This is a genomic window from Hymenobacter cyanobacteriorum, assembly GCF_022631375.1.
Lineage (GTDB): Bacteria > Bacteroidota > Bacteroidia > Cytophagales > Hymenobacteraceae > Hymenobacter > Hymenobacter cyanobacteriorum.
On sequence record NZ_JALBGC010000003.1, the window covers coordinates 269,289 to 287,579 of the forward strand.

General features: G+C 62.8%; 15 protein-coding genes. 5 read left to right on the plus strand and 10 right to left on the minus strand.

Translation table 11 applies throughout. From position 1 onward, the window contains the following. Window positions 1–197: 197 nt before the first annotated feature. Both MON38_RS10930 and pnuC read right to left on the minus strand, forming a co-directional pair. On the minus strand, window positions 198–1,652 hold the full coding sequence (locus MON38_RS10930; RefSeq protein ID WP_241936208.1) for an aldose epimerase family protein: 1,455 nt from the start codon (window positions 1,650–1,652) through the stop codon (window positions 198–200). A gap of 91 nt (window positions 1,653–1,743) precedes the next feature. Next, window positions 1,744–2,409, minus strand: a complete 666-nt coding sequence (pnuC, locus tag MON38_RS10935) for a nicotinamide riboside transporter PnuC (protein WP_241936209.1) — start codon at window positions 2,407–2,409, stop codon at window positions 1,744–1,746. A gap of 72 nt (window positions 2,410–2,481) precedes the next feature. Between pnuC and MON38_RS10940 the strand changes: the two genes are divergently transcribed. After that, window positions 2,482–2,811 (plus strand): rhodanese-like domain-containing protein, encoded by a 330-nt coding sequence (locus tag MON38_RS10940; RefSeq protein ID WP_241936210.1) that lies wholly within the window; start codon window positions 2,482–2,484, stop codon window positions 2,809–2,811. Window positions 2,812–2,887: 76 nt separating this feature from the next. Then, window positions 2,888–3,676 (plus strand): YqjF family protein, encoded by a 789-nt coding sequence (locus MON38_RS10945; protein WP_241936211.1) that lies wholly within the window; start codon window positions 2,888–2,890, stop codon window positions 3,674–3,676. A gap of 4 nt (window positions 3,677–3,680) precedes the next feature. Here MON38_RS10945 and MON38_RS10950 read toward each other — a convergent pair whose 3' ends face one another. The 6 genes from MON38_RS10950 to MON38_RS10975 form a co-directional block, all read right to left on the minus strand. After that, window positions 3,681–4,136 (minus strand): hypothetical protein, encoded by a 456-nt coding sequence (locus tag MON38_RS10950; protein WP_241936212.1) that lies wholly within the window; start codon window positions 4,134–4,136, stop codon window positions 3,681–3,683. A gap of 111 nt (window positions 4,137–4,247) precedes the next feature. Next, window positions 4,248–5,858 (minus strand): vitamin K epoxide reductase family protein, encoded by a 1,611-nt coding sequence (locus tag MON38_RS10955; protein ID WP_241936213.1) that lies wholly within the window; start codon window positions 5,856–5,858, stop codon window positions 4,248–4,250. Between the two features lie 39 nt (window positions 5,859–5,897). After that, a complete protein-coding gene (locus tag MON38_RS10960; protein WP_241936214.1) occupies window positions 5,898–7,190 on the minus strand; it encodes an HlyD family secretion protein in 1,293 nt (430 codons plus the stop codon). Between the two features lie 12 nt (window positions 7,191–7,202). Next, entirely contained in the window at window positions 7,203–9,446 is a 2,244-nt protein-coding gene (locus MON38_RS10965; protein WP_241936215.1) for a peptidase domain-containing ABC transporter, read from the minus strand. An 86-nt stretch (window positions 9,447–9,532) separates the two neighbouring features. After that, window positions 9,533–9,739 carry a hypothetical protein gene (locus MON38_RS10970; protein WP_241936216.1) on the minus strand — a complete coding sequence of 69 codons (207 nt, stop codon included), beginning with the start codon at window positions 9,737–9,739 and terminating at the stop codon, window positions 9,533–9,535. Window positions 9,740–9,812: 73 nt separating this feature from the next. Then, complete coding sequence (locus MON38_RS10975; protein ID WP_241936217.1) at window positions 9,813–10,022, minus strand: hypothetical protein; 210 nt, start codon at window positions 10,020–10,022, stop codon at window positions 9,813–9,815. Window positions 10,023–10,984: 962 nt separating this feature from the next. Between MON38_RS10975 and hrpB the strand changes: the two genes are divergently transcribed. Continuing rightward, window positions 10,985–13,678, plus strand: a complete 2,694-nt coding sequence (hrpB, locus tag MON38_RS10980; RefSeq protein WP_241936218.1) for an ATP-dependent helicase HrpB — start codon at window positions 10,985–10,987, stop codon at window positions 13,676–13,678. Window positions 13,679–13,792: 114 nt separating this feature from the next. Further along, window positions 13,793–14,707, plus strand: a complete 915-nt coding sequence (locus MON38_RS10985) for a fatty acid desaturase (protein WP_241936219.1) — start codon at window positions 13,793–13,795, stop codon at window positions 14,705–14,707. Window positions 14,708–14,716: 9 nt separating this feature from the next. On the opposite strand, the gene MON38_RS10990 is transcribed toward MON38_RS10985, so the two are convergent. Further along, window positions 14,717–15,556: an FRG domain-containing protein gene (locus tag MON38_RS10990; RefSeq protein WP_241936220.1), complete on the minus strand. Its 840-nt coding sequence runs from the start codon at window positions 15,554–15,556 to the stop codon at window positions 14,717–14,719. Window positions 15,557–15,695: 139 nt separating this feature from the next. After that, on the minus strand, window positions 15,696–16,547 hold the full coding sequence (locus tag MON38_RS10995; protein ID WP_241936221.1) for an oxidoreductase: 852 nt from the start codon (window positions 16,545–16,547) through the stop codon (window positions 15,696–15,698). 272 nt (window positions 16,548–16,819) lie between these two features. On the opposite strand from MON38_RS10995, the gene MON38_RS11000 reads away from it, so the two are divergent. Beyond that, window positions 16,820–18,232, plus strand: coding sequence for an alpha/beta hydrolase-fold protein (locus tag MON38_RS11000; RefSeq protein ID WP_241936222.1), 1,413 nt, complete (start codon window positions 16,820–16,822; stop codon window positions 18,230–18,232). Window positions 18,233–18,291: the final 59 nt, after the last annotated feature.

The window sequence follows — 18,291 nt, forward strand, 5'->3', positions numbered from 1 at the left end:
GCAATCCTTCCGCTCGATGCAACCAACCTAATAATGTGACAAGCCTCTTACTTACCCCTTGTAAAGCAGAAAGCCCCGACTCACTCCAGAGCCGGGGCTTTTCACATCTTGAGGGTTGGTCGCTGGGAGAGGAAAGATTAGCTACGCTGACCTTCGGGTGCCGCGCTTCGCTCGCAATGACAGACGTGGTCCGACTTCTACCCTATTTCCATCGAATAGGTGGCCGTGAACGACTGCCCGGGCTCCAGCGTCAGAATGCCTTCCTTTTCGCTGAGCTCGCCGGGCTCGCCGGCCGGGCTGGCGATGCCGTACCAGGGCTCGACGCACACGAAGTTGGCGCCGGGGCCTTTGGTCCAGAGGCCGAGGTAGGGAAAGCCATCGAACTGGAAGCGCACGAAGCGCGCCGACTTGTGCGAGCGCAGTGTGAGGCGCGTGAAGTCGTAGTGTTTGAACACCAGCGCGTCATCGGCAAACAGCTCGTAACTGAGCGGCAGCTCCTGGCCCTCGGTGAGGACGCGGGCCGTTTCGCCGGTGAGCAGGCCACCGGTGAGCAGGTGGCGGTCCAGCGTGACGGGATGGTCGAAGGCGAAGTAATAGTCTTCGAACCGCTCGCCGGGCAGCAGCGGGCAGCGCACCGCCGGGTGCGCCCCGATGCTGAAGAGCAGCGGCTGGTCGGGCGCGGGGTTGCGCACGTCCCAGCGCACGCTTAGCTGCGCGCCCCGCAGCGTGTAGGTGATGAGCAGCTCGAAGGCGAAGGGGAACACGGCGCGGGTGCTCTCGTCGTGCTGCAGGCGGAACACCAGCTCGGTGGGGCTCTGGCTGAGCACGGCAAACTCTTGGTCGCGGGCGAAGCCGTGCTGGGGCAGGCGGTAGTCGCGGCCCTGGTAGTGATAGGCGTCATCGGGCAGGCGGCCCACCAGCGGAAACAGCACCGGCGCGTGCCGGCCCCACACGGCCGGGTCGCCCGACCACAGGTATTCGAGGTTGTCGGCGGTGCCGATGAGGCTGATGAGCTCGGCCCCGCGCGGGCTGAACGTGGCCCGGCACTCGGGCGTGAACAGCGTGTAGGCGGGGGCACGGTAAGCGGCGCGGGGTTCTTCCATGAGGGGCAGGGCGGGTTGGGCGGCGGCGAGCAGCAGCTCATCCACCAGAAAACAGGCGTGGGCGAAGCGGCGGTTGTAATCGCCCGATATTTCGGCGAAGTTGGACATCTGCTCGCGCAATTCGCGCTGGTAGAGGTCGTAGAAGTGCTGGCGCAGGTGCGGGTGCTCACGCAGCGGGTCGGGCTCCCAGGGCAGGTCCACGCCCATCAGCAGCACCAGGTCGTAGTGCTGGCGGGCAATGGCTTGCTGAATCCACTCGGGGCAGGAGCCGAAGGAGTGCTCGAACCAGATTTTGATGACGAGCAGGTCGCTGTCGAAAAATACCACGCGGTGGCCCCGGGCCTCGGCTTCGGCCACGGCGGTGGCTTCGGCGGCGAGCTGGCCGCGGGCAATTTCTTCGAGGTCTTCGGGCGAGTAGTGCGGGCCGGAATCGGCGAGGTACTCGCGGGCGAACTCGGGGGCGAAGGTGGTGCCGTAATGCGCCGCCAGCCGGTCCGCCAACGTCGATTTACCCGTCGATTCGGGGCCAGTCAGGGAAACACGCAGCAACGGAGAAGATGGGGGAATGACTCGTGAAAGGACAGTTGCGAAAGGCAGGATGCGGCCGGCGCAAGGTGGGCCAGGGTAAAGAATTTGGAAACTATACTTTCGGCATTGTCGGCGGCGATGCTTCGGCCATCAGCTTAGGCGCGGCCAGTAGCTCGCGTCGCCACTGCCAGTAGCCGTAAGCGGCCAGCGCCAGGTACAGGAAATAGAGCAGGCTGGTGGTGTACAACGCCTTGTACCAGAGCACGGGAACGTAAATAATATCGACCAGCAGCCAGAGCAGCCAGTTTTCGAGGCGCTTGCGGGTGAGCAGATATTGGGCCACGATGCTGCCGGCCGTGGTGAAGCTGTCGAGGTAAGGAAAGGCCGCGTCGGGGTGGTGGTGATGCAGGTAGTAGCCAAAGCCCAGCGTGAAAAGCGCCGCGAAGGCCGCCCCCAGCAGCCACTCGCGGCCGGGTGTGTGCGTCACGCCTAGTTCCGTAGCGTTGCTGCCGCCGTATAGCCACTCGTACCAGCCGTAGCAGCTCAGCAGAATGAACAGCCCCTGCAGGCCACTGTCGGCATAAAGCGTGGCTTCGAAATACACGAAGACGTAGAGCAGGCAGCTAATAATGGCCAACGGGAAGTTCCAGATGGACTCGCGGGCGGCCAGCCACACGCAGGCAAAACCCGTGGCCACGGCCACCAGCTCCAGCGCCGTGGTGGCCTGCCAGTATTGGGCCAATGCCCCCGAAATATCAAGCGCCAGAAATATGCTCACGAAAGCCCGCTGGTGGTGAAAGCCGAAAGGTAGCGCCGGGCAGGCCTATTTTTGGGATTTCCGCACCCTCGCATGCCTCCCGAACCCCTCGACCTTACGCCCGAAGACCTGCACCGCCGCCTGCAGGCAGGCGACGACCTCCAGCTAATCGACGTGCGCGAGGAGATGGAATTTGAATACTGCCACCTGCCCGGCAGCCAGCTTGTGCCGCTAGATGAGCTGCCACGCCGCGTAGCCGAAATCCGCACCGAGGGGCCGGTGGTGATGATTTGCCACCACGGCGTGCGCTCGGCCCACGCGGCGGGCTACCTGCGCCACCTCGGCCGCACCAACGTGCTGAATCTGCGCGGCGGCGTGGATGCCTGGGCGCTGCGGGTCGACCCGAACTTTCCGGTGTATTGAGGCAGCGCGGCTATCCGACGAACACGGCGGTCTGGCAGCGGTTTGCGTTTAAAGCAAACCTTTCCCACCCGCCCTCATGCTCGATTTACCCCTGCTGCCCACTCCTCCCCCGGTTCCCGACGCGGTACCGCTTTCAGCTCGCTTAGCGTTGCGCGAGCGACCGGCCGGCGCGCCGTTGCTGCGCCAGCAGTGGAGCGAACTACTGTTTCTGCACTGGCCGGTGCCCGCCGAGCTGCTGCAGGCCCACCTGCCGCCCCGGCTGCAGGCCGACACCCTCCAGGGCCAGGCCTGGATTGGCATTGTGCCCTTCGAAATGAGCAAGGTGCGCACCCGCTACACGCCGCCGGTGCGCGGCACCCACGAGTTTCTGGAGCTGAACGTGCGCACTTATGTGCACCTCGACGGCGTGCCCGGCGTGTGGTTCTTCTCGCTTGACGCTACCAGCGCGCTGGCCGTGTGGGTGGCGCGCACCTTCTTCCACCTGCCCTACCTGCGCGCCGATATGCGCCTCGACCAGCCCAGCCCCGAGTTGCGCCAGTTCGCGGCCACGCGCACCCACGGCGGGGCCCCGCCCGCCACCTTCCGCGCTACCTGGAAGCTGGGCGCGCCCATGCCACCCTCGGAACCCGGCTCGCTGGAATTTTTCCTCACTGAACGCTACTGCCTGTACGCCAGCAACAAGGACCAGAGCAAGCTATATCATGGTCGGGTGGCCCATGCGCCGTGGCCGCTGCGCGCCGCCCAGGTGTTGCACCTCGAATCGGACCTACTGGAAGGCCACGGCCTGCCCACGCCCACGGGCAAGCCGGTGGTGCACGCCGGCGGCCCGGTGCAGGTAGAGTTGTGGCCCATGCAGCGGGTGTAGCGAATTATTCGCGCAACCAGCGTTTCATGCGTGGGAAGTCCTCGTTCGTCGTCAGGCCCATCCAGACCAGCAACGGTAGGCCAGGGAATATTTTTTGGCTAAAATTATTCAGCATCCAGTGGCTACTGCCCCGGTAGCCGGCAGGGTGAAACACGATTTCGGGCGGCACGCCGATGACCTCACTGGCGGCGTACGACCACAGCATAGCCGCGATTTCTTCGCCGTCGGTGCCGTGCTGCTCGGGTTTGCCGGCCATTACGTTGCCCGCCAGTCGGGCGCGCTCGTCGGCGGGCGTCACGGCCAAGTGGCCGGCCTCGTGCAGGAGGTCGCCAGGGTAGAGCAGCTTGGCGGGGTCGATGAGCAGGCCACCGTTTTCGATGAGAATACCGGGCAGGAAGGTGTCAGCAGTGAGCTCGGATTCCTGGGTTGGAATACCGATTTCGGCCAGAAATTCCCGCATGGCGGGTAGGTAAGCGGTGGCGGTCGGTGGCGGGGCCATTTCGTTGCAATTGTTATTGCAGCAAGCTATAGCGCGCAATGGGTTTCGGCGCCTGCCATGCGGCTTGCATTATTAATCTGCCAGCACCAACTCTTGGCTGAAATGCTCAGCCAAGCCGGGCAGCATCAACTGCAAATCTGCTACTTTGTAGGCATTGGGAAACTGATAACCATTGAGATACAGCGTGGGTGTGCGAGCGATTCCGTGCTGCTTTACCCACACATAGTGCTGCGTACCGAGCTGCGTGCTAAGGGAATAATCGTCGGTGAAGTCGGCCGGATGCGTGGCGGCAAATTTGTCGAGGTTCATCACGGTGTACCAGTCATGTAGCAGGGTGGCCGTGCGGGCCGGCTCGTCGGGCGTGCCCCAGATATTGGTGAGCCAATAGTGCAGCAGATACTGCGTGGCCGTGGGAAAGCGGCCGGTATCGGCTGCGCTCACCACAAAGCGCAAGCGGACTTTCAGCTTCTCCGGGTGCAGCGCCAGCAGGTGGTCGAGTTGCTCGTGCTGCCGCTTGCACGGCGCGCAAAACGGGTTGCTGACCATTAGAATTTCGATGGGTGCGTCCGGGTTCCCCAGCACCAGCTCCTGATTGAACTCGCGCAGGTCGGCGCGGGGTTGCTGCAACAGCGCCGCGGTAAAAAGGGAAACCGAATTTTTGCTGCGTAGCAACCGCAGCTCACGTTCGTGCACTTCGTTGTAGCGCAGGCCAAATTGCTTCAGGGCCACTACTAAAACACTTATAGCCAGCAGCGCCAGCACCGCCGTAAGGCTGCTACCCAAGCCGAAAGCCGACCACACAAAACCGCCGCCAACCAGCACATAAATGGCCAGCCCCGCCTGCACCAGCAGCACAGCGTCGACCACCAGGCACAGCCGGCACCAGGCTTTGGCCACCGCCTGCTGATAATACAGCGAAAACGCCACCACCGGCAGGCCCAGCAATGCGCCCGCGCCCGCCAACAGCCCCAGGCCCGCCGCCGTAGCCGGGGCTAGGGCCGCTACCAGCAGCAGCCCCACCTGCCAGGAGAAATAAGCCGCCGCTGCTTCCGAAAGCGTAAAAAAATTGAACAACCGCACCGGGTCGGCCTGCAATACCTCGTCGCAGCCCGCGTGGGACCCGCCGCCGCAAAAGTCATCCACTATTTCCGACGTGATGCCCAAGTCCTTGGCTAGCAACACCCAGCCAACCACCACGCCCACCAATGCGGTGCCGTAAGCGGCCGCCAGCACCCAGCCGTGCAAGTAGAAAAACGGTTGTAGCAGCAGCCCCGCCCCCAGCCCCCACGCCAGCTTGCGCCCCACCGACTGCTTGCGCTCGCGGGCTACTTCTTGGGCCTGCTCGGGGCTTGGAGGCACGCGCAGGCCATCGGCCTGCACCAGAATGCCGCTCCAGGTGGTTGGGTTGGCTCGCGCGGCGGCCAGCTCGGCGGCGTTGGTTATAAGCACCAGGTCGCCGTTGCCTTGGGCATCGCTTAGGTGGGCCAGGTATGGGAAAGCCACTTCGTCGACTTCGGCCTCGTCGAACTGGGCCACATAGTTGTTCACGCCCAAGCTATCGAGAGCGTCCGACACGCTCACCAGCGCCGGGTAGTCGGGGTGCGACTGAATGAGTTGCTGGCATTCGTGCCGGGCTACCGGCAGGCGCAAAAGCTGTAAAAAACGGGCGACGGCTTGCTCCATGATAGAAAAGGGCAAAAAGTTGATGAATAGATTTCAGCCTCAATTGACGTTGTGCAGCGCCGATAGCAGGGGGCTGAACAGACGTTGCAGCAGGCGGCGGTCCTGCGTAATGACTTCGGCCGAGGCCGTCATGCCCAGCTTATAGGTGAGTTTCTGGCCGCGCGAGGTTATCAGGTCTGTCGGCAGGCTCACTTCGGCCATGAAGCCTTCTTCCAAAGGAATTTCGGCCACGTTTCGGATGGTGCCGCGCACCAGGCCAAATTCCTGGTAGGGGTAGCCATTGAAGCGAATCAGAACCGTTTGACCAGCCCGCACCTTGCCCGCGTTCTGTTGCGGAATGCGCATCTGGCCCAAGTAGGCGGTGTGGCCGGGGGCCACGTAAAACAGCACCTGTTCGGTCGCTACCTGCTGGTTTTCCTGCAGCGGGGCCGGGAAATACACCCGGCCAGCCCCCGGGGCGCGCACTACGTACTTGCGCTCCCACTCGTCGGCGGCGCTTTGCAAGGCATTCAGGGCTTGCAGAAACTGGTCGCGCTGCTCAATCAGGGCCTTGTCCAGCTCCAGCAGCTCCTGCTGCTTGCCGCGCTGGGCCACCGTGTTGGAGATGCGCGAGGCTGCCATCTGGCGGTAGGGCAACTGGTGAGCAAGCAGCTTGGTTTCCTCGTGCTGCAAGTCGAGCGGCGCAATCACGCGCTGCTGCGCCAGTTGCTGCTGCACCCGGTAGTCGGCCTCGGCCAACGCCAGCGCGTGGCCCTGAATGGCCTGCTGCTGTGCCAGGTTGCGGGCCATGGCCTGAAGGTCGCCGGCTTCCTGCTGCAACAGGGCCCGGCGGCGCACATAAATGCCTTGCGCGAAGAACGTTTGCAGCCGCAGGTGGGCTAGGGCAAACGGCTGGTAAGCGCCTTGCAGCTCGCCCAGCTGCCGAAACCGCTCCAGTGGCAGGCGGGCTACCGCCTCTAGCTGGCCAGCGCTGGCCAGCGTCCAGGCCTGCCGCATGGCTTGCCCGAGCTGGGCCACTTCCCGGGGCTGGGCAGTGCTTTCCAGGTAGGCCAGTGGCGCGCCGGCCGGCACCTGCACGCCGTCGTGCACCAGCAGCCGCACCAAACGGCCGCTGCTGTGGGCGGGTGCCGCTTTCGGCGCATTCACCGAGGTGAGGGTGAAAGTGGCGGGCACTAGGTCGGGGAAATGAATGAGCCAGGCACCGGCAAACCCCAGCGCCAGCAGCACGGCCAGCAGCGTCACGCTCCAGCGCAGAAACCAGCTGGGCTGCCGGGCCATCAGGTCCTGCACCTCTTCGGCGCGCCGCTCTACGAATGGGGCAGTCGTGGGCATAAGAGTTTTGGGTTAGGCGCCCAGCGCCAGTTGGTTTTTCACCAGGTTCCAGTACTGCCCTTTTTGGGCCACGAGGCTGGCGTGGGTGCCGCTTTCTGTCAGCCGGCCTTTGTCGAGCACCACCAGTTGGTCGGCGTGGCTTACCGTGCTTAGACGGTGCGCGACCACCACTACGGTGCGGCCTCGGAAAAACTCCTGCAAACGCCCCCAAATAACCGCTTCGTTATTGGCATCGAGCGCGTTGGTAGCCTCATCAAAAAACAGATACTGCGGGTTTTTATACACCGCCCGCGCAATGAGAATGCGCTGGCGCTGGCCCTGACTAATGCCGTTGCCCTCGGCCCCTATTTTGGTGTGCAAGCCCATGGGCAGGGCCGCCAGAAAATCCTCCAGGTTGGCCACGTGCACCGCGTGGGCCAGCTGCGTGGCATCGATGGCCTCGACGCCCACGGCAATGTTGCGGGCAATGGTATCGGAAAACAGAAAGCCGTCCTGCATCACCACGCCGCACTGCTGGCGCCAACTGGCGTGGCTCACGTTGGCTAGCGCCACATTGCCCACCCGCACTTCGCCCGTGCCCGGCGCGTAGAACTTCAGCAGCAGCTTCAGCAGCGTGGTTTTGCCACTACCGCTCATGCCCACAATAGCCGTGGTGCGGCCGGCCAGTATCGACAGGTTTATCTGGTCGAGCACCGTGGTTTGGCCCGCGCCGGGGTAGCCAAAGGAAACGTCGCGCAGGTGCAGCGTCTGCTGCTCGCTCACCGGGGCCCCGGCGGGCGGCACGGCCAGCACCAGGCTGCCTTCGGGCTCCTCATCGGCCAGCGCATGAATTTCGTTGAGCCGCTCCACGCTGATTTTGGCATCCTGCAAGCCCTGCACGAAGCCCACCAGCTGGTCGATGGGCCCGTTGAGTTGCCCCACCATGTATTGCATGGCGAGCATGGCCCCCAGCGTAAGCTGCCCGCCAATCACGGCCTTGGCGGCCAGAAAAGTAATGAGCAGGTTTTTGGTTTCGTTGATGGCAAAAGCACCCGCCTGCTGGTACTGCACCTGGCTAAGCGACTTCATTTGCAACTGAAACAGCCGGGCCTGCAGCCGCTCCCAGGCCCAGCGCATGGGCCGCTCGGCCCCGGCCAGCTTAATTTCCTGCATGCCCTGAATGAGCTGCACCAGCACGCTCTGGCTGCGCGCCGAAGCGCCGAAACGCTTGTAGTCGAGCTGCCGCCGCCGGTGCAAAAACAGCCGAATCCAGCCCAGATACAGCAGGCTGCCACCCGCAAAAACCAGGAAAATGGTGCCGTTGTACAGCGCCAGCACCGCCCCAAACACCACCAAGTTCAGCAGCGACAACAAGATGTTGAGCGCCTGCCCGGTCAGAAAAGCCTCGATGCGGTTGTGGTCGTTGATGCGCTGCATCAAGTCGCCGTAGTGCTTCGTGTCGAAGAACACCACCGGCAGCCGCATCAGCTTAATAAAGAAATCGGATAAAATATTCAGGTTGAGCCGGGTACTGATGTAAAGCAGTATCCAGCTGCGCACAAATTCTACCGCCAGCCGCCCCAGCAGCAGTACCAGCTGCGCCCCCAGAATGAGATACAGAAACGAGACGTTCTGCGTGTTGACTCCCACATCCACCACCGCCTGCGTGAGGAACGGCAGCAGCAATTGCAGCCCAGAGGCTACCACCACGCCCAGCAGCAGCTGCGCAATCAGGGCGCGATACTGGCCCAGGTAGCCCAGCAGCAGCCCGAAGCCGTAGGCGGCCGGGGCGCTGTCTTCTTCCTGCTCATAAAACGCCGGCGTGGTTTCGAGCAGCAGCGCAATGCCGGTACCCGTTTCCTGCTGGTCGTCGGGCAGCCAATGCTGACAAAACTCCTCGGCCGAATACGTGAGCAGCCCTTTGCCGGGGTCGGCCACGTAAAACGTTTCCTGGCTGTGCCGGCGCCCCAACCAAGGCCGCGGCTTTTTCACGGCGTGCACCACCACGTAGTGGTTCTGGTCCCAGAGTACCACGCAGGGCAATGGGGCCTGCTCCACCAGGCTTTCCAGCCCCATTTCTACGCCCATTGTGCGGAAGCCTACCGCCTCGGCCGCTTCCGCCATGCCCAGCAGCGACGCGCCTTCGCGCGCCAGTTGGCTTTTCTCGCGCAGCACCTGCACCGGAATGGAACGGCCGTAATGCCGCGCTATCATGCGCAGGCAGGTAGGGCCACAGTCCATCAGGTCGAACTGCTTGTAATGAGGAAACTTGGCCACCTTCAATAATTAAGTACTCCGGCATTGGCTAAAACGGGGGCGCGGACGGCTTGTCCGTGCCCCCGTTCTCGGCAGTTAAAAAGTCCTTATTCGAGAGGTGGCTGACATGCAATGGAGCCCGTTACACAGAAACAGTGGCTACCACCATCAAACTGAGCCCGCGAACCGTCGCTGCAGCGGCAAAGCGAGCCGCAGCCGGGGTCGTTGGGGTCGTAAGGCCGGCCAGCGGTAATCGATTTCATCTGGGTGCGGCTGAGTTTACCGCTCATGCTTTCAAAAGATTTCGTTTTCATGATTTTGGGAAAGAGTGGATTGATTTAAACCGTAACGCTGCGACGTGCCATAGCGCACTCGCAATAAATCGGATTATTGGTCGCCCGTACCGACCGAGCACGGCAGCGTGTAGCCGCCATCACAAGCACATGAGCCGCCTTGGTTATATGATACGCCACTATTGCAAATGCATTCCGAAGAGCAGTCAAGTGGCTGGGGATATTTACCGGCAGAAACTGCTTTCATCTGGGTACGGCTGAGCTGGCGCTGGCCGCTAATGCTTTCAAAAGATTTGATTTTCATGTGGTTGTGAAGGTTGAAAATGGGTAAAAATGAACATTGCCGGTTTTATCGCGTGATGGGCACCGACATACAACCCCTCGTTCGGCCGAACAATACTTGCGAAAAATGGGCCTGTGGCCCAATCCATTCCCTAAATCAGGCCTCCGGCGCAGTGCCGACGGTCTTCTAATTGCTGATGACTACTTGCGGCCAGAAACCGCGTCATTATCGCCAAACGATGATTGGAAATTCGCTGACAACTGCAGCCAAGCGTAGCAATGAAATGAGAACAAAACCGTCCGGCTCTCGCAAAACGGCATCTTCCCAAAAGAAAGTTTGAGTGATTATGCAGGCAAAGTGTAGATATGGCTTTGGTCAGAAACTGACAAACGCCATCAGTGCAAGCCGCAGAATTCGCAGGTCGAATCCGGCAGGCTTCGCCACAGCCTGTAGCTGTGTTAAGGAAAAGACTCAGGGTGTAAAACCCAGCGCTAAGGTGGAAGGGCTTAGCGGTGTGGAAAAGGAATGGGCAAATAAAGTCAGAAGAAAAAATACATTCACCAACTGCTTGATTAACTTTCCGAAAATATCCTACAAGTATCTTTTTTTCAGATATTTATCACAGTAAAAATAATTTTGGCTTTTCTATTTCAACTATCTCGAACACCGTTGCCACAACAATTATCCAACTCATAACCCTCCTATTCCATCTCGAACGCGGCACAATAGCAAAGCAAGGTAGCCCCAACACCAAGCAGCTTAAGCCCCTTGCCGCAGGGCACCCATGGTAACTATCCAAGCACAGAGAAAGCAAATACTGAGTATGCATTTTGCCTTAAAGACAATTTATAATATTTCAATAATGATGGCTGCCATTTTTTGTGCCTTATCCCAGGCGTTGCGGCAGTTCAGGCCATAAAAAATGCACGCAGCATCTTCCCTCAGCAAGAAGGCGCCCCGCGCCAGGCCGTAATTTTGGCCCGATGCCCAACGCCTTCGTCCTGCCGCTCCTGCCCGACTTGCCCATCATCGCGGCGCTGCCTGAGTTGCGGGCCGCGCTGGCTGCCAATAGCCGCGTGGTACTGGAAGCGCCGCCCGGCGCGGGCAAAACCACTGTGGTACCGCTGGAGCTACTGGCCGCCGCGTGGCGCCACCCCGACGATAAAATTCTGGTGCTGGAGCCGCGCCAACTGGCCGTGCGCGGCGCGGCCGCCCGGCTGGCCCAGCTGCTGGGTGAGCCCGTGGGCCGCACCATCGGCTACCGGGTGCGGCTTGATAGCAAAGTCAGTAAAGAAACCCGCGTGGAAGTCATCACGGAGGGCATTCTCACGCGCATGATTCAGGACGACCCGGCACTGGAAGGCGTGGCGGCAGTGGTATTTGATGAATTTCACGAGCGAAGTTTGAACGCCGACCTCGGCCTGGCGCTGGCGCTGGATGCGCAGGCCGTGCTGCGGCCCGAGCTGCGCATTCTGATAATGAGTGCCACGCTGGAGGCCCAGCGGCTGGGCCAGTGGCTGCCCGCGCCGGTGGTGTCGTCGGCGGGCTTTCTGTTTCCGATTGAAACGCACTACCTCGACCCACGCCGGGCTTCGGCCCTGCCCAACAAGCCGAATGAACGGCTGGCCGAGCTGGTGCCCGCGCAGGTAAAAGCAGCTTTAAATGCCCACCCGGAAGGCGATATTCTGGTGTTCCTGCCCGGCGTGGGCGACTTGCAGCGCAGCGCCCGCAAGCTCGAATCGTTGGCTGATAACATCGACCTGCACCTGCTGCACGGCGAATTGCCCCTCGAAACGCAGGATGCCGCGCTGCGGCCATCGAAAGCCGGCCGGCGCAAGGTCATTCTGGCCACCAGCATTGCCGAAACCAGCCTCACCATCGAGGGCGTGCGGGTGGTGATTGACGGCGGGTTTGCGCGGGTGCCGCGCTTCGTGCCCCGCACCGGCTTCACCACCCTTGAAACCGTACCGGTGGCCCGCGCCGCCGCCGACCAGCGCCGGGGCCGCGCCGGTCGCCTTGCGCCCGGCACCTGCTACCGCCTCTGGACCGAAGCCGAGCACCACAACCTGCCGGCGCACCGCCCGCCCGAAATCCACACCGCCGACCTCAGTAGCCTCGCTCTGGAACTGGCCCTCTGGGGTGCGGCCGAACCTACGAGTTTGCGCTGGCTGGACGTGCCGCCGGCCGCGGCGTTTTCGCAGGCGCGGGAATTGTTGATTCGATTAGGCGCAGTAGGGGCGGGGCCTGCCCCCGCCCAATCGTCCGCATTGAACACTCAAGCTCCCCTTACGACCGGGCGGGGGCAGGCCCCGCCCCTACTCCCTACGCGCCACGGCCGCCAGCTGGCCACGCTGGGCCTGCCGCCTCGCCTGGGCCACCTCGTAGTGCGCGGGCAGGAACTGGGCCATGGCGTGGCCGCTGCGTCGTTGGCAGCATTATTGGCCGAGCGTGACCTGTTGCGTTGGGCCGCTCCTACCGACACGCGCCCCGCTCCGCCCGACCTGCGCCTGCGCCTCGAAGCGCTGGCCAGCGGTCGGCCGCCCCTGCCCGGCCTGGCCCTGCACCACGCCACCCTGCAACGGGTGCGCGACGTGGCCCGCAACCTCACCGGCCGGCTGGGCAAGTCGAGCAATCCACCAACCCACCAATCCGCTCACCCACCAGTGGGCCTGCTCACCGCGCTGGCCTATCCGGACCGGCTGGCCCAGCGCGAAACCCACGACCGCCTGCGCCTCGTGACCGGTCAGCGCGTGAGTCTGAACACGACCGATGTGGACCCGCAGGCCACGTTTTTCGCGGTGGCGCACTTGGCGGGCACGGCCTCGGCTCCGCGCGCCACGCTGGCCGCCCCGCTCGGGCAGGATGAGCTGGAGCTGGCCTTCGCCGACCAGATTACGAGCTCCGACGAAGTGCGCTACGACCCTGCCACCCAGCGCGTGACCGGCCGCCGCGTGCGCCGCCTGGGCGCATTGCTGCTCGATGAAAAGGTCATCGGCCAGCCTGAACCGGCGCTGGTGGCGCGGGCCCTGCTCGATTATTTGCAGGAAGCCGGCGTGAGCAAGCTGAACTGGACGCCCGCCGCCCGCCAGCTGCAGCAGCGGCTGGTGTTTCTGCGGCAGCACTTCGTCGTGTCCGAAACCGGCCTGACAACTGACAACGAACAACCATCAACTACAAATTGGCCGGCTTTCGATGACGCCACGCTGGCCCACGAGCTGGCCGACTGGCTCGGCCCGCACCTCACCGGCCTCAAAACCCTCGACCAGGTGCAGCGCCTCGACCTGTACGAGCCGCTGCTGGCGCGCCTGCCCGGCGGCTGGAACCAGCGCCAGGAGCTCGACCGCCTCGCTCCGGCCGCGCTCGAAGTGCCCAGCGGCTCACACATCACCCTGGATTACAGCGACCCGGCCGCGCCCGTGCTGGCCGTGAAATTACAGGAGTTGTTCGGCCTGACCGAAACGCCCACCGTGGCCGCCGGCCGCGTGCCGCTGCTGCTGCACCTGCTGTCGCCGGGCGGGCGGCCGGCGCAGGTCACGCGCGACTTGCGCAGCTTTTGGGAGAAGGGCTATTTCGAGGTGCGCAAGGATTTGAAGGGCCGCTACCCCCGCCACCCCTGGCCCGACAAGCCAATGGAGCACATTCCAACCCGCCTCACTAAGAAGCGGCTGGGACAGTAGTGCGGGGCTGAATCAACGGTTTTTACAGAAAGAGAAACCCAGCTAAAAAACCATTTCGCCGCCGGGAAGTCGTCGCGTAACTTCGTAGAAAATCAGTCTTTTTTCTCCCGTTACATGGCTTCTACTGCTACTCCCGAAGCGCCGGTTATTGCCGGCGACCGGCTCACGCCGGGCTGGCTCAAAATCGTTTGGCTCTACCTGATGCTGGTACCAGCGCTGGTATGGGGCTTTTCCAGCTTGTCGGGCTCGCGCAGCCTGGCCTCGGCCCTGATTACGATCATCACGGTAGGGTTCGGGCATTCTATTGGTCTGCACCGGGGCATCATTCACCGCTCGTACCGCTGCGCCCGGTTTACGCGGGGACTGCTGGCATACTTGTTTGTGCATACGGGGCTGGGCGGGCCGCTGTCGTGGGTGCGGGTGCACTACTTCCGCGACTACTGGCAGAACCGAATGGATTGCCCGGCCTACTTCCGCTACGACCATTCCATGGCGAAGGACTACTACTGGAACCTGCACTTCGCCCTGAAATCGGGCGACATCAGCCGCTACGAAATCCCCGATGAAGACCTGTACGACCCCTGGCTGGCCTTCCTCGAAAAAACCTGGTACCTGCACGTATTGGCAGCGGCCGGCCTTATCTGGGCCTTTTTCGGGTTCGAAGCCATGATAGTGTGCGTGCCGCTGCGCATCAGCATCACCATTCTGGGGCACTGGTTCGTGGGCTTCATCTCGCACAAATACGGCTACGCCCGCTACGACATCGACGACGCCACCGAGCACGGCTACAACAACTGGGTGCTGGGCGCGCTGTCCTTCGGCGAGGGCTTCCACAACAACCACCACGCCCACCCCAGCTCGGCCAAAATGAGCACCGAATGGTACGAGCTCGACCTGGGCTGGTACCTGGTAGCCGGCCTGCGCGCCGTGGGCCTGGTGTGGGATGTGCAGGTAGTCGGCCACGACCACACGCAGAAAGCCCGCGCCAAAGAGCGCAGCTTCCGCTGGCGCTGGCCCTGGCAGGACTAGCCGCCGGGGTTAGCGCATCTCATTCTCGTCCAAGAAGTTCTTGCCGTCGGCCCGCGGCGAGTAGTGGCGGTGCAGCCAGCGGCTTAGGCCGCCGAGGCCCGGCAGCAGCACCCGCTCGGTGATGTTAGCCTGGTCGAGCTTGTCGCGTACTTCCCACTTGAGGCGAGCCGGCAGAATGATGCGGAAGTAGAGGTCGGGCCGGTCGGCCAGCCAGTCGTGCAGTACGCTCTGGGCCGTGCTCATCAAAGAGAATAAAGCGTACTGGTGCACAATGCGGGCATCGAGGCTCGGCGGCTCCAGAAACAGTACGTAGGGCTCGGCTTGTAGCTCTTCGAGTTCGCGCAGGCTGCTGCTCACGGGCTGCAGCAGCTCGGAGGTGAAGACGTTGGAGCCTTCGGCCTGCAGGGCTTGGCGCAGGCGCTGGGGCAGGTGCTCGGCCGCCTTCACGTAGTTCAGCGCCCAAATGATGCCGTCTTCGTGGTAGGCCGCGAGGTCGTCGGTGGCAAAGTGCAGGGCTACGTAGGGCGAGTACGTCCAGTCGAGCAGGCGGGTGGGCAGGCCGTGGTGCTGGGCCAGCGCCAGCCAGTCCCAGGTGCTGCTCGTGGCGGTGGGCAGGCTGGTTTCGCGGGCATACTTGCGGAAGTTGCGCAGCAGGTGGTGCTCCAGGTTCTGATACTCGCCGCCGAGGCGCTGCAAACTGGTTTCGAGCTGAAAATGGCGCGAACGGCCGCCCCGGTACACAAACGGCGACCGGAACCGCCCAATGCGCGCGTCCCAGGTGTCCTGAAACAGCAGCCGCTGCAGGTCTTCCCAGGAAGTGGCGGTATAGTCGTTGGCAGAAAGAGGCATGGGGCGAAGATACGGTGGGCGGGCGGGGCTTATATTGAGGTAGGGGCGGGGCTTGTCCCCGCCCGGTCGTTGAACGGAATCGTTGAGGCGATTCTGACGACCGGGCGGGGACAAGCCCCGCCCCTACCTCATACGCACCTTACTCCCCCGCTGGAAAGTCCGCCGCGTCGCCCACTTCGGCATACTGCTCCAGCTCCTTCGCAATGCCAGCGAATTTCTCGCGCGCACCCTTCACGGCGGCTTTGCCCAGCGGCAGGTGCAGCGGCGGGTTCTCCAGCTGCACCACGTCGTACATGGCTTTGGCGGCGCGCACCGGGTCGCCGGGCTGCTTGCCGCTGTAGCCCTGAATGCCGCGCAGATTTTCGCCCACGGTGGCCTCGTAATCGGCAATTTTAGTATTGGCAATGGTGGCCGACTCGCCCGCCCACTTCGTGCGGAAGCCGCTGGGCTCGATGTTCGTCACCTTAATGCCCAGTGGGGCCACTTGTTGGCTCAAACTCTCGCCAATGGCCTCCAAGGCAAACTTCGAGGCGTTGTAGATGCCCACTCCAGGGAAGGTTTTCAGCCCGCCGATGCTGGTGATGTTGAGCACGTGGCCCGAGCGCTGCTTGCGCAACTGCGGCAGCACGGCCCGCAACACGTGCAGCGCGCCGAACACGTTCACGTCGAACTGGCGTTGTACTTCCTCGGCGGGCACTTCTTCAATGCTGCCCATCGAGCCGTAGCCCGCGTTGTTCACGATGACATCGAGCTGATTGAATTTAGCAATGGCGTCGGCAATGGCGGTTTTGACGGTGGCTTCGTCGGTTACATCGCACACCAAGCCCAAGGTGCGACCTTCAGCTTTTTTCGTGAATTCATCGGCCTGCCCGGGCTTGCGGAAGGTGGCGGCCACCCGGTCGCCTTTTTCGAGCACGTAGTCGGCCAGGGCTTCGCCGAAACCGGACGAAGCGCCGGTAATAAACCAGGTTTTGGCAGTGGAATCAGACATAATAAGTCATTTATTGAAATGGTAGGTGTTAAGACGGGTTGGGGTAGGCAATTGTTTGCGGATAGATTGTTTGCGGGCAGTTAATACCGTCTGTCATCCTGAGCTTGCGAAGGACCTTATCACCGATGAACAGCTTGCAGTGAATTCGAAACGTGCTGGCGTGACAAGGTCCTTTGCAAGCTCAGGATGACAGACGCCTCCAAAGCCCCCGCTGGTCATGCCGTACCTTCACGGCCCGAATTCTCCCATCCTTCCAATCCCACCCACTTCCCATGAGAAAGCTTTTCTCGCTGTTGCTGGTGCTTATCGGCTTCGCGGCCCAGGCCCAGGTCACCTTCAAAATCACGGCCGTGCCAGCCAACACGCCGGCCAACGCCACGCTTTACATCGCGGGCACTTTCAATAGCTGGAACCCCGGCAGCGCGGCCCACGCCCTCACCCATAACGCCGACGGCAGCTACCAAATCACGCTGCCCGCCGCTACTGGCACCATGGAATACAAGTTTACGCGTGGCTCCTGGGCGGCCGTCGAAACCAACGCCTCGAACGGCTCGGTGCCCAACCGCACCTACACGTTTGGCACGGCTCCAGCTACGGTGCTGGTGCAGGTACTGAACTGGGAAGACCTCGCCGGCCCCGGCGGTGGCGGGCCAACTTCCACGGCCGCCGCCAACGTAAGCGTGATTTCGACCGCCTTCGCCATGCCGCAGTTAGGCCGCACGCGCCGCGTGTGGCTGTATTTGCCGCCCGGCTATGCCACCAGCGGCCGCCGCTATCCCGTATTGTATATGCAGGACGGCCAGAACGTGTTCGATGCCGCCACCTCCTTCGCCGGCGAGTGGGGCGTGGACGAGGCCCTGAACACATTGGCTGCCAACGGCCAGGACCCCACCGGCTGCATCGTGGTGGCCATTGATAACAGCGCCAACCGCCTCGACGAGTACTCGCCCTGGAACAACCCAGCCTACGGCGGCGGCCAGGGCGACCTGTACATCGATTTCCTGGTGCAAACCCTCAAGCCCTACATCGATACCAACTACCGCACCCTGCCCGACCGCGCCAATACCGGCATCGGCGGCTCCAGCATGGGCGGGCTCATTGCCACTTATGCCGCGTTGCGCGAGCCTTCGGTGTTTGGCAAAGTGGCCTCGTTTTCGCCCGCTTACTGGTTTGCCTACCCGCAGCTGGCCGCCTACGTCCACCAGCATCCGGCCAACCCCAACACCCGGTTCTACTTCGTGAGCGGCACCACCGAAAGCACCACCATGGTGCCCCAGATGCAGGCCCTGCGCGACTCACTGCAGCGCGGCGGCGTGCCGGCTGCCAACCTCAACTTCAACACCCGCGCCGACGGCCAGCACGCCGAATGGTTCTGGAAGCGCGAGTTTCCGGCCGGCTACTCCTGGCTGTATGCGCCCGCCGTAGCCACGGCCGCCCGCCCGGCCCAAACCCTCGCCGTGAGCCTCTACCCCAACCCCGCCGCCCGCGAGCTGCGCGTGGCGCTGCCCGCTAATCTCACTGAAGAAGCGCAACTCGTAATAACCGATGTCCGGGGCCGGGCCGTGCTGCGCACCCGCGTGCGCAACGGCCAGAGCGTGGACGTAAGCCGCTTGGCAGCGGGCCTGTACCTGTCGCGCCTCACGGCCGGCAGCGCAGTGGGCACCAGCAAATTCACCAAAGAATAATGACAGAGCGGCGAGAAGTTGGGCTTCCAACCCAACTTCCCGCCGTACCTTTGACTGGC